At 67.4% G+C, this 12,093-nt stretch carries 9 protein-coding genes and 1 tRNA gene; 5 read left to right on the top strand and 5 right to left on the bottom strand.

Features of this window, described 5'->3' with window-relative positions; genetic code table 11:
* The first annotated feature begins 310 nt into the window (after window positions 1-310).
* Window positions 311-1,063 (top strand): recombinase zinc ribbon domain-containing protein, encoded by a 753-nt coding sequence (locus ABIC44_RS19325; RefSeq protein ID WP_354297042.1) that lies wholly within the window; start codon window positions 311-313, stop codon window positions 1,061-1,063.
* Here ABIC44_RS19325 and ABIC44_RS19320 read toward each other — a convergent pair.
* The 3 genes from ABIC44_RS19320 to moaA form a co-directional block, all read right to left on the bottom strand.
* A tRNA-Asn gene (locus ABIC44_RS19320) sits at window positions 1,049-1,123 on the bottom strand. The genes ABIC44_RS19325 and ABIC44_RS19320 overlap by 15 nt on opposite strands.
* 139 nt (window positions 1,124-1,262) lie before the next feature.
* Window positions 1,263-2,042, bottom strand: coding sequence for an NAD kinase (locus ABIC44_RS19315; RefSeq protein ID WP_307099591.1), 780 nt, complete (start codon window positions 2,040-2,042; stop codon window positions 1,263-1,265).
* Window positions 2,039-3,070 (bottom strand): GTP 3',8-cyclase MoaA, encoded by a 1,032-nt coding sequence (gene moaA, locus ABIC44_RS19310; RefSeq protein ID WP_387431545.1) that lies wholly within the window; start codon window positions 3,068-3,070, stop codon window positions 2,039-2,041. The genes ABIC44_RS19315 and moaA overlap by 4 nt, the downstream gene beginning before the upstream one ends.
* Before the next feature lie 77 nt (window positions 3,071-3,147).
* Between moaA and ABIC44_RS19305 the strand changes: the two genes are divergently transcribed.
* Both ABIC44_RS19305 and ABIC44_RS19300 read left to right on the top strand, forming a co-directional pair.
* Window positions 3,148-4,881 carry a putative bifunctional diguanylate cyclase/phosphodiesterase gene (locus ABIC44_RS19305; protein WP_354297041.1) on the top strand — a complete coding sequence of 578 codons (1,734 nt, stop codon included), beginning with the start codon at window positions 3,148-3,150 and terminating at the stop codon, window positions 4,879-4,881.
* Window positions 4,869-5,300, top strand: coding sequence for a YybH family protein (locus ABIC44_RS19300; protein ID WP_354297040.1), 432 nt, complete (start codon window positions 4,869-4,871; stop codon window positions 5,298-5,300). The genes ABIC44_RS19305 and ABIC44_RS19300 overlap by 13 nt, the downstream gene beginning before the upstream one ends.
* A 40-nt stretch (window positions 5,301-5,340) precedes the next feature.
* Here ABIC44_RS19300 and mfd read toward each other — a convergent pair whose 3' ends face one another.
* Together mfd and ABIC44_RS19290 are read right to left on the bottom strand one after the other, a co-directional pair.
* Entirely contained in the window at window positions 5,341-8,808 is a 3,468-nt protein-coding gene (gene mfd / locus ABIC44_RS19295) for a transcription-repair coupling factor (RefSeq protein ID WP_354297039.1), read from the bottom strand.
* A gap of 146 nt (window positions 8,809-8,954) precedes the next feature.
* A complete protein-coding gene (locus tag ABIC44_RS19290) occupies window positions 8,955-9,221 on the bottom strand; it encodes an FAD assembly factor SdhE (protein ID WP_061779069.1) in 267 nt (88 codons plus the stop codon).
* 78 nt (window positions 9,222-9,299) lie between these two features.
* Here ABIC44_RS19290 and recG point away from each other — a divergent pair, with 78 nt between their 5' ends.
* Window positions 9,300-11,354: an ATP-dependent DNA helicase RecG gene (gene recG / locus ABIC44_RS19285; protein ID WP_354297038.1), complete on the top strand. Its 2,055-nt coding sequence runs from the start codon at window positions 9,300-9,302 to the stop codon at window positions 11,352-11,354.
* A 30-nt stretch (window positions 11,355-11,384) separates the two neighbouring features.
* Window positions 11,385-11,825 (top strand): DMT family transporter, encoded by a 441-nt coding sequence (locus ABIC44_RS19280; RefSeq protein ID WP_309701967.1) that lies wholly within the window; start codon window positions 11,385-11,387, stop codon window positions 11,823-11,825.
* Window positions 11,826-12,093 lie beyond the last annotated feature (268 nt).

The following is a 12,093-nucleotide window of genomic DNA, read 5'->3' as shown; positions in this document are numbered from 1 at the left end:
CGAAGCTTGGCGCGCTGTATTGCTGCTCGGACGGCGTGCGTGGTCGTGGCGCACCCATGACGAACTTGTCCCATGCGGCTTCCTTCCATCCCAGCCAAAGGATCACACCATCAAACTCTGGGATCAAACACCTAAGCGAGGTCGCTCGCAAGGCTCGGGTCGCCGGTCTGCGCTACCGCCGAACCGGAAAGCCGGTTGGGTCGAGCGGCGTCCACAGGATTTTGCGGAGCCGGATTTATACAAGATCCTTCGAGTGGCTCGGCAAACTGTATGAGGGTCGCACACACCTCTGACGACGTTCGCGACATGGATGAATGTGCAGGAAATCCTGGATGGGCGAAGCATTTCGAACGTTCACGGGAATCGCCACGCGTTCGCGTACACCGGTTTGATGACCTGCGGTCATTGCGGGTGTGCGATGACGGCCGAGATCAAGAAGGGCAGGTACATCTATTATCACTGCTCTAAGTTCAAAGCGCGGTGCCCGGAGCCCTACGTTCGGGAAGAGGTGCTGGACCTCATGTTTGCGGCCCAGCTCAGGAAATTGAGGTTGGACGATGACGTATTTCGGATGATCGGACAGGCGATTCGCGAAAGCCGAGCAAACGAGATCCGCGAGCGCGACGAGCGCGTGGCAAAGGTTCGAGCGGAAGCCGATCGCCTCCAGCACCGACTCGACACCCTCTACCTCGACAAAATTGAGGGGCGGGTAACGAGCGAGTTTCACGATCGCGTAGCAACTACATGGAGGGAGGAGCGAGACGGGTGCGTCCGCGACCTTGAGAGTCTTGCTTCGGCGGAAGATGACGTGATCGACGACGGAATCGCACTCGTCGACTTTGCCCGCACAGCTCATCACCGGTTTGAAACGCTGCCTCTTTCCAGCAAGCGCAGGGCTCTGAATCTCGTGCTATCGAACTGCACATTTGCAGACGGCGAACTGTCTACCACGTTCCGTAAGCCATTCGACTTACTGGCTAACGTTGGTTCGCCAGGAGGGGGCGGTACTCCCCCTGAAAGGGGGGGGCTCCATCCAAAACAACGACGGTGGCTCCCTGAGTAGGATTCGAACCTACGGCCGCTCGATTAACAGTCGAGAGCTCTACCGCTGAGCTATCAGGGAATGTTCCGGCGCTGTGGAGGGGTCCTATAAAGGGCTCGAAAAAAGCCGCAACCCCTTTTTTGACGGTTTCGCGTAAGCCCCGCCGTCAAAGCTGTGGATAAAATGCGGGTTGGGCGATGAATTGCTCCCCCGTCGCCGGTCAGGCGACGAACTGCTCCATCGTGATGCGATCATCGAGGGCGTGTTCGGGATCGAACATCAGCGTCAGCTCGCGCGAGCGGTCCATGCAGATATCGACCTGCGCCACGTCGCGCACCTCGCGCTGGTCGGCCACCGCCGAGACGGGGCGCTTGCCGGGATCGAGCACGCGGATCGAGATGCGCGCCTTGTCGGGCAGGATCGCCCCACGCCAGCGCCGGGGACGAAAAGGGCTGATCGGGGTCAGCGCAATCAGCGCGGAGCCGAGCGGCAGGATCGGCCCTTGCGCCGAGAAATTATAGGCGGTCGACCCGGCCGGAGTGGCAGCCAGGATGCCGTCGCAGGCCAGTTCGGGCAGGACGATGCGGCCATTGACCATGACCTCCAGCTTGGCGGTCTGGCGCGTCTCGCGCAGCAGCGACACCTCGTTGATCGCGGGCAGCGTGTGGACGCGGCCGTCGATCCCGGTCGCCGTCATCTTCAGCGGGGTGACGCGGAACGGCTTGGCGCGGGCCAGCCGGTCCTCCAGCCCATAGCCGCGCCACTCGTTCATCAGGAAGCCGACCGTGCCCAGGTTCATGCCGAACACCGGCACCGGGCCACGCCGCCGCTCGAGCATCCGGTGCAGCGTCTGGAGCATGAAGCCGTCGCCGCCGAGTGCGATGACATAATCGGCTTCGTCGAAATCGACCCAGTCGGCGCTGTTCTGCAGATCGGCGACCGCGGCCTGCGCCGGGGCGGTGGGCGAGGCGACCAGCGCCCGCCGGACGGGAAGCGTCATCCGCCGGTCACGCTCATGTGACGCGACACCGCCGGGGCCGATCCCGCCTCGATCCGGAAATCGTGTCGCGCGGGCTTGGCCGCCAGACCCGCATCGATCGCCTCGTCCAGCGCGCGCAGCCCGCCCTCGCGCAGGGCCGCCTTCAAATCCACCTGATCCTCATGGCCCAGACACATATACAGCTTGCCCTCGGTCGTCAGCCTCACCCGGTTGCAACCGTCGCAAAAATTGGCGGTGAGCGGGGAGATGAGGCCCAGCCGCGTGCCGGTGCCCTCGACCTGCCAATATCGTGCGGGGCCCCCGGTCCGATGCCCGGCGCGCACGAGCGGGAATTGCGAGGACAGCCGGTCGAATATCTCGGTCAGCGGCAGGAAGCGGTCGACCCGATCCTCGTCGATTGCGCCGAGCGGCATCGTCTCGATCAAGGACAGGTCGAGGCCCTCGGCCACGCACCAGGCGAGCATCGCCCCGATCTCGTCGTCGTTCAGCCCCTTGAGCGCGACCATGTTGATCTTGACCGACAGGCCGGCGTCGCGCGCGGACAGGATGCCATGGATCACCTGCGCGACGTCGCCGTGCCGGGTGATGTAGCGGAACCGTTCGGGATCGCGGCTGTCCAGGCTGACATTGATTCGCCGCACGCCCGCATCGACCAGCGCCCCGGCATGATCCGCCAGCCGGGTGCCGTTGGTGGTCATGGTCAGTTCGTCCAGGCCCTGCCCGACATGGCTGCCCAGCCGCCGGACCAGATCGGCGACGTCGCGCCGGACCAGCGGCTCACCGCCCGACAGGCGGATCCGGGTCACGCCGCGCGCGATGAACCGCTCGGCGATGATCGCGATTTCGTCCAGGGTCAGCAGCTTGGCACGCGGCAGGAAGGTCATCTGCTCGGCCATGCAGTAGCGGCAGCGCAGGTCGCACCGGTCGGTGACCGAAATCCGCAAGTAGCGGATGGTCCGGCCATGCTGGTCGACAAGGGACCCACGCGAGGACCCACCGGGTGAGGCGGAGGCGCAACCCATGGTCATATCGCTAGACCCATGACGGGACGTCGACAAGACGGATAGGCGTTGGTGATGCCGATGCCGGGGGATAGGATGCGTTCATGACGCAGGATGAATTCGGATTTAACGCCCACATGGGGGGAACGGCGGTCTTTGCGCTTTCGTTCCACCCCGGCGACCCGGCATCCGGCAAAGCCATGCCCACGCTGGACGAGGCGGTGATCCGCGCGGGCTGGGCGATCTGGTCGATGGCGCCGCGCGACGGCGATCCGCCCGGTGGCGACACGCTGATCGGGTCCTTCCTGACGAGCGAGGCGCGCATCGCGCTGATCGATGCGCGGTGGAACGGGGATGCCGGACTGCGCGCGGCGCAGGCGCTCGGCGCGGTGATCGCGGCGACGGGGGCGGCGATGCTGGTCGCGGTTCCCGATGGCGACGGCATGACGCTGGACGCCTTTCTGGCTGCCGGTGCGACCCATATCCTGACGCCGGGGGCCGACGATGCGATGATCCGCGCCGCGCTGAAGATGGCGGATCGGCACGCGCGGCGCACGCTCGACGTGCGGCGGCGGCGAAGCCATGCCGATGGCGAGGTGGGGGAGATCCATCGCTGGATCGCCGACACCATCGGTCGCGGTCATCCTTGCGTCGCGATCGTCATATCGCTGTCGCGTCTGGACCTGGTCAATGCCGCGCATGGGCGTCCGGCGGGCAACATGCTGCTGCGCGGGGTCGAGGCGCGAATCCAGGCGGCGGCGGCCGAGGCCTTTGGCGACGGGGCGATCGTCGCGCGGTCGGGCGGCGCCGAGTTCGTCATGGCGGGCATCGCGCCACCGGGCGAGGGGCGCGCCATCGCCGAGACGCTGGAGGCGCTGCTCGCGCTGCCGTTCCAGGCGGGGGCGGTGCCGATCCGGCTGGGCGTGCGGCTGGGCCTGGCCGAGCATCGCCCCGGCGAGGACCCCGGCATGCTGCTGACCCGCGCGGGCGAGGCGTTGCGCAAGGCGCGGGCGAGCGACGGGGCGATGCTGCGCTTTGCCCATCCGGGCGATGCCGCGCCGCTCGACGTGCTGGGCGCCGATCTGCACCATGCCATCGAGCGGGGGGAGATCGACATCGTCTTCCAGCCGCAGGTCGCGATCGCCACCGGACGGATCACCGGCGTCGAGGCCCTGGCGCGCTGGCGGCATCCGACGCTGGGGCCGCTGGGGGCCGATCCCCTGTTCGCGGCGGCCGAGCGCGCCGATCTGGGGCTGGCGCTGTCCGACCATATCCAGCAGATCGCGTTGCAGCGCGCGGCATGCTGGCCCGCGCCGCTGGCCAAGCTGCGCTTGTCGATCAACATCACCGCCGCCGATGTCGGCCGCTCGGGCTTTGCCCGGCTGTTCCTCGACCGGGTGGCGGCAAGCGGCTTTCCTCTCGACCGGCTGACCGTGGAGATCACCGAGACGGGGCTGATCAGCGAGCTCGACCGTGCGGCGGTGGTGCTCGACACGCTGCGCGCGGCGGGCGTCCGGGTGGCGATCGACGATTTCGGGACCGGCTATTCCAGCCTCGCCTATCTGACCAGCCTGCCGATCGACTATCTGAAGCTCGATCGCACGCTGGTGGCCGAGGTCGACGGATCGCAGCGCGACCGGGTGGTGGTGCGCGGGGTCATCGGGATCGCGACGCAACTGGGCATGGGCATCATCGCCGAGGGGGTCGAAACGCATGAGCAGGCGCAGTTGCTCGGCCGATTGGGCTGCGAGACCTATCAGGGTTTCCTGCGCGCTGCACCGCTCGACGAGCCCGATCTGCTCGCGATGGTCGAGGAGGAGATGGAATGCGCGAAGTGATGGTGATGGCGGCGGTCGCGCTGGCCCCGATGGCCGCCCATGCGGCGGCCCCCGCCGTCGATCCGGCGGAAGCGGCGATCCGCGCGACGATGCTGGCGAGCGCGGCGGGATGGAATGCGGGCGATCTGGACCGCTTCATGGCGATCTATGCCCCCGATGCGGTTTTCGTCGGCAGCAAGGGGCTGGTTCGCGGAAAGGCCGCGATCGCCGACAATTACCGGAAGAGCTTCGCAGCCGGCGGCAACAGCCGGGGACAGCTGCGCTTCGCCTTTCTCGAATGCAAGCGGATCGGCGAGCGGCGCATCCTGTTCGCGCGCTGGATGCTGACGGGCGGCGCCAAGGACGAGAGCGGGATGACCACCTTGGTCTTCGAGCACCGCGCCGACGGCTGGAAGATCGTCGCGGATCACAGCAGCTAGGCACATGTTGTCGCCCCAGCCTGCGCTGGGGCGACGCTATTTACCCCGCCGCTTTCGCCAATCCCTTCGACAGTTGCAGCGCGCCGTGCAGCCGGGCCTTGGCGTCGGGCCAGGCGCGGTTGAGGACCAGCTTGCCGTCGGGGCGCAGCTTGGCGAGGTCGCCCAGCCGCTCGACATAGGCGAACAGACCGTCGACATTGGGCGGACGATTGTCGTGGAAGCTGATCAGCACCCCGCGCGGGCCGACGTCCATCTTGGCGATGCAGGCCGTTTTGGCGTTCAGCTTGATCTTGATGACCTGGATCAGATTGTCGGTCGCCTCGGGCAGCGGGCCGAAGCGGTCGATCATCTCGGCGGCGAATTCCTCGACTTCCCTGTGCTTTTCCAGGTCGTTGAGGCGGCGATACAGCCCCATGCGCAGGTCGAGATCGGGGACATAGTCCTCGGGGATCAGGATCGCCGCATCGACGGTGATCTGGGGCGAGAAGTCGCGCTTCTTCTCGAACGCGCCACCCGCCTTGGCCTCCAGGATCGCCTCTTCCAGCATCGACTGATAAAGTTCGTAACCGACCTCCTTGATATGCCCCGACTGTTCGTCGCCGAGCAGATTGCCCGCCCCGCGAATGTCGAGGTCGTGGCTGGCCAGCTGGAAGCCAGCGCCCAGCGAATCCAGGTCGGACAGCACCTTCAACCTTTTCTCCGCCGCCTCGGTCATCATCCGTTCGGGCGGCGTGACCATATAGGCATAGGCGCGCGTCTTCGACCGGCCGACGCGCCCGCGCAGCTGGTAGAGCTGGGCCAGGCCGAAGCGGTCGGCGCGGTTGACGATCATCGTATTGGCGGACGGGATGTCGATGCCGCTCTCGATGATGGTGGTCGACACCAGCACCTCGAACTTGCGGTCGTAGAAGGCCGACATGCGCTCCTCGACTTCGGTCGGCGACATCTGGCCGTGCGCGACGACATAGCGGACCTCGGGCACCTCCTTGCGCAGATATTCCTCGATATCCGGCAGGTCGGCGACGCGCGGGGTGACGAGGAAGCTCTGCCCGCCGCGATAATGTTCGCGGAGCAGTGCCTCGCGTAGGACCACCGGGTCCCAAGGCATGACATAGGTGCGCACGGCCAGACGGTCGACCGGCGGCGTCTGGATCACCGACAGCTCGCGCAGGCCCGACATCGCCATTTGCAGCGTGCGCGGGATCGGCGTGGCGGTCAGCGTCAGCATATGCACATCGGCCTTGAGCGCCTTCAGCCGTTCCTTGTGGGTCACGCCGAACCGCTGTTCCTCGTCCACGATGACGAGGCCGAGCCGCTTGAACTCGACATTCTTGGCCAGCAGCGCATGGGTGCCGACGACGATGTCGATATCGCCCGAGGCCGCGCCGTCCTTGACCTTCTTGGCCTCGGTTGCGGTGACCAGGCGGGAGAGGCGGCCGATCTTGATCGGGAAGCCCTCGAACCGCGCCACGAAGTTGTTGTAATGCTGGCGCGCGAGCAGCGTGGTCGGACAGACCACCGCCACCTGCATCCCCGCCATCGCCGCGACGAAGGCGGCACGCAACGCCACCTCGGTCTTGCCGAAGCCGACATCGCCGACGATCAGCCGGTCCATCGGCTTGCCCGCGGTCAGGTCGCCCAGCACATCGTCGATCGCCCGGTCCTGATCGTCGGTTTCCTCATAGGGGAAACGGTCGACGAACGCCGGATAGCCCGCGCTGTCGGGCTCGGCCACTTCGCCGGGGCGCAGCGCGCGTTCGGCGGCGGTGGCGATCAGCTCACCCGCGATCTCGCGGATGCGCTCCTTCATCTTCGACTTGCGCCGCTGCCACGCCTCGCCGCCGAGGCGGTCCAGCGTCGCGCCGTCCTCGCCCGAGCCGTAGCGGGTCAGGACTTCGAGATTTTCGACCGGCACATACAGCTTGTCGCCGCCCGCATAGGAGAGCGCGACGCAGTCGTGCGGGCTCTTGCCCACGGGGATCGAGGTCAGCCCCTCATAGCGGCCGATGCCGTGATCCGAGTGCACCACCAGATCGCCGGGCGAGAGCGTCGCCAGCTCCGCCAGGAAAGCGTCGGCCGACTTGCGCCTTTTCTGCCGCCGGACCAGCCGGTCGCCCAGCATGTCCTGCTCGGTCAGCACCGCGATGCCCGGCGCGGTAAAGCCATGGTCGAGCGGCAGGACGACCAGCGCGACACCGAAGCTCTTCGCCGTATCGGCGATGCCCAGCGCTTCCTGCCAGCTCTCGGCGGCCTTGGCGCCCTTCAGGCCATGATCCTTCAACAGGCTGCCGAGCCGTTCGCGCGCGCCGACCGAATAGCTGGCGAGGACGGGCTTGCGGCCTTCCTTGCGCAGCGCCTCGACATGATCGACCACCGCCTCATAGATATTGGCGTGCGCCGCGCGTTCGGGGGCGAAGTCGCGCGCGCCGTCCACCTCGAAATCAAGGACGGTGGCGCTTTCGGGCTCGTGGAAGGGCGAGACGAGGTGCGCGGTCGCCGCCTCCAGTCCTTCGCCCCATTCCTTGTCCGTCAGGTAAAGCGCCTTGGCGGGCAGCGGGCGGAAGCTGCCCGGTTGCGCGGCCTCGGCACGCTTGCGGTTCTCGTAATAGTCGGCGATCGCGTCGAACCGGCCGCTCGCCGCCGCCGCGACGCCATTGTCGCGCACGACGACCGCGCCGTCGCCGAGATGGTCGAACAGCGTCGACAGCTTCTCCTCGAACAGCGGCAGCCAATGCTCCATCCCCGCCATGCGACGCCCCTCGGACACCGCCTGATAGAGCGGATCGCCGGTCGCGGTCGCGCCGAAGGTCTCGCGATAGCGGGTGCGGAAGCGCTTGATCGATTCCTCGTCGAGCAGCGCTTCGGAGGCGGGGAGCAGGGTGAAGCCCTCGATCCGCCCCGTGGTCCGCTGGTCGGCGGGGTCGAAGGTGCGCACGCTCTCGATCTCGTCGCCGAAGAAGTCGAGCCGCAGCGCCTGTTCCTCGCCGCTGGGGAACAGGTCGACCAGTCCGCCGCGCACCGCGAACTCGCCCTGGTCGTGGACCGTCTCGGTCCGGACATAGCCGTTCGCCTGGAGCAGCGCGGACAGCCTTTCCAGCCCGATCCGCTCGCCGGGGGCCAGGCGCGCGACCAGCTGGCGGATGCGGAACGGCGTCAATACGCGCTGGGTCGCGGCATTGGCGGTGGTCAGCACCAGCTGCGGCGTCTTCGGCTTGGCCTGGAGCCGGTGCAGCCCCGCGATCCGCTCCGCCATCACGCGCAGGGTCGGCGAGGCGCGGTCATAGGGCAGGCAGTCCCAGGCCGGAATCTGCAATATCTCCAGCTCGGGCGCGAAATAGGGCGCGGTCGAGGCCAGCTCGCGCATCTGCGCTTCGTCGGCGCAGATGAAGACCGCGCGGGTCGTCGCGGCGCGCGACAGGTCGGCCAGCAGCACCGGCAGGAACCCCGCCGGAACGCCCGACAGGGTCAGCGGGCTCTTGGCGGTCAGGATCGTCTTGATATCGGGCATGGGGTTCCGAAGCTGGGGAAAGCAAAGGGCCAAACGCGTGTCGCGGGAAATTTCCCCTTCATCCGTCATCCCGGCGAAGGCCGGGATCTTGTGCGGCAAGGGAAGAACAGCCGCCAAAGGCCCCAGCCTGCGCTGGGGCGACGATGTTAGCGGGCGATCGGCACGAAATTCAGCGCGCGCATCCGCTGCATCACGGGACCGTCCCATTGCGGCGGGCAGGGCTGCGTCCCGATGGCCCAGGCCATGATGTCGACATCCTGTTCCTCCAGCAGCGCCTCGAACCAGTCAAGCTCTTCGGGGCTCAGCGTCTCGTGATGCGCATCGAAAAAGCCGCCGATCATCAGATCGGCTTCCTTGGTGCCGCGATGCCATGCGCGGAAGCGAAGGCGCTTGATACGGGTTTCGTGGTCCATGGGATTCCGATCCAACGAGAATAGGCTCCGCACGCTCTGGCGGCGCGCGAAGCAGAGGCTATACAGACCCATCTAGTCATGCGTCCCGATATCCTCAATCCGCTGTTCGCCGAGGTCACGTCGCTGAAAGGCGTCGGGCCCGGCCTCGCCAAGCCGCTCGAACGCCTGCGCATCGCGCGCGTGGTCGATGTCGCCTTTCATCTGCCGACCGGGCATATCGACCGCTTTCCCCGCGACGAACTGATGGTGTCGGACGCGGGGCGGGTGATCGCCATCCCGCTGACCGTGAAGGAGCACCGCGTTTCTTCCTCCCCACGTGGGCCGACACGGGTGCGCGCCGAGGATGCGCGCGGCAACAGCGTCGCGCTCGTCTATTTCGGCGGCAATTCTGGCTGGGTGAAGAAACTGCTTCCCATCGGCGAGAGCAAGGTCGTCTCGGGCCGCCTCGATCTCTACGGCCAGGATTTGCAGATCGTCCATCCCGATCTGGGCGACAGCGCCGAGGGGTTTCGCGAGCGCGAGGCGATCTATCCGCTGTCGGAGGGGATCACCTCGCGGCGACTGGGCGCGCTGGCGGCGCAGGCGGTAGAGCGTTCGCCCGAACTGCCCGAATGGATCGAGCCGGGGCTGAAGGCGCAGCGAGGCTGGCCCGACTGGAAAGAGGCGCTCGCCCGCATCCACGCGGACCCCGCCGATGCGAAGGCGCGAGAGCGGCTGGGCTATGACGAGGTCTTCGCCAACCAGCTGGCGATGACCTTGGTCCGCGCCGACACCCGCAAGCGGCGCGGGCGGGCGCTGAACGGCGACGGACGGCTGCGGGACATGCTCAGGCTGCCCTATACGCTGACCGGCGCGCAGAGCCGGACGGTGCGCGAGATCGAGGGCGATCTCGCGCAGGATGCGCCGATGCTGCGGCTGCTCCAGGGCGATGTGGGCGCGGGCAAGACGCTGGTCGCGGCGATGGCGATGCTGATCGCGGTCGAGGCGGGGGCGCAAGCAGCGATGCTGGCCCCGACCGAAATCCTCGCGCGCCAGCATTATGAGACGTTGCGCAAGACGCTCGCCGGGCTGCCGGTCGAGATCGCGGTGCTCACGGGCCGCGACAAGGGCAAGGCGCGCGAGGCCACGCTGATGGCGCTGGCGGCGGGGGAGATCGACATCCTTGTCGGCACCCACGCCATCTTCCAGGAGACGGTGACGTACCGCGACCTGGCGCTGGTGGTGGTGGACGAGCAGCATCGCTTCGGTGTGGCGCAGCGGATGATGCTGTCGGCCAAGGGCAAGGCGCCGCCGCATCTGCTGGCGATGACCGCGACGCCGATCCCGCGCACGCTGACGCTGGCCAATTATGGCGAGATGGATGTCAGCCGCCTGGACGAGATGCCCCCCGGTCGCCAGCCGATCGAGACGCGCGTGGTGTCGGAGGACCGGCTGGACGAGGTGGTCAACGCGCTCGGGCGGCATCTGTCCGATGGCGGTCAGGCTTACTGGGTCTGCCCGCTGGTCGAGGAAAGCGAGAAGTCGGACCTCGCCGCCGCCGAGATGCGCGCCGAGAGCCTGCGGGCGCGGTTCGGGGATCGGGTCGGCCTCGTCCATGGCAAGATGAAGCCCGCCGAGAAGGACGCCGTGATGGAGGCGTTCGCGGGCGGGCGGCTGGGCGTGCTGGTCGCGACGACGGTGATCGAGGTGGGGGTGGACGTGCCCAACGCCACGCTGATCGTGATCGAACATGCCGACCGCTTCGGCCTGGCCCAGCTGCACCAGCTGCGCGGGCGTGTCGGGCGGGGCGGGGGGCTGTCGCGCTGTCTGTTGCTGCGCGGTTCGCATCTTTCGGAGACGTCGCGGGCGCGGCTCGCGTTGATGCGCGAGACCAATGACGGCTTCCGCATCGCCGAGGAGGATCTGCGGCTGCGCGGGGCGGGCGAGTTGCTCGGCACGCGGCAATCGGGGGAGATGGCATTCCGCCTCGCGACCCCTGAGAATATGGCCGACCTGATGCAATGCGCGCAGGACGATGCGCGGCTGCTGATCGACCGCGATGGCGGGCTGGAGGCGCCGAGAGGCCAGGCGGCGCGGACGGCGCTTTATCTGTTCGAGCGGGATGCGGGCGTGGCGCTGTTGCGCTCGGGCTGAACGAAGCGGCTTGGCTGGCGTTGAGCGCGGATGGCTGCTGTCTTTCCGCTCGTCCTGGTCCTGATCGCCGGTATCGGTCTGGCGATCCAGCCGCCGACCAATGCCGAACTCGCCAAGGTGTCGGGGTCGGTCGTGCTGGCCGCGCTGACCTCGTTCCTGATCGGGACGGTGGTGCTGGCGGTGGCCTGGGCGGTAATGGATCGGACCAGTCCGGCGGCGCTGAAGGGCGCGCCCGGCTGGGCCTGGCTGGGCGGCTTCTATGGCGCGGGGTTCGTGGCGGTGCTGGCCTATGCCGCGCCGAGGCTGGGGATTTCGGTGGCGTTGACGGCGGCGATCGCCAGCCAGTTGGTCGCCGCGCTGATCGTCGACCATTTCGGGCTGTTCGGGGTGCGGGTTGAGCCCGTGACGTTGGGGAAGGTCATCGGTGTCGCGCTGGTGATTGCGGGGGCGGTGGTGGTCCGGCGGGGGTGAAGGGGGCTCTACCCCGGCGGAGGCCGGGGTCCAGTTGCTGGGCGTTGGCGGTGGGAGGAAAGTGCCTCCCACGCATCGTTGTCCCGCTTCTTCGGCGACCTAGAAACTGGGCCCAGGCCTTCGCCGGGGAACGGATTTGTTGAGGGGTTTACAAGCCAACCCCCGTTCAGCCTGGGAGTGTCAGGAATTTCGTGTGCGGGCGGGCATAACGAGAAAGAAGGAGCCCGATATGTCCCGACGCAAAGAGCCTGCGATACCGAATGAGCTT

This window comes from Sphingomonas sp. 1185, assembly GCF_040544655.1.
Classification (GTDB): domain Bacteria; phylum Pseudomonadota; class Alphaproteobacteria; order Sphingomonadales; family Sphingomonadaceae; genus Sphingomonas.
Note: the sequence above shows the minus strand (reverse complement) of the source record. Positions and strands in the feature narration are given on the sequence as shown.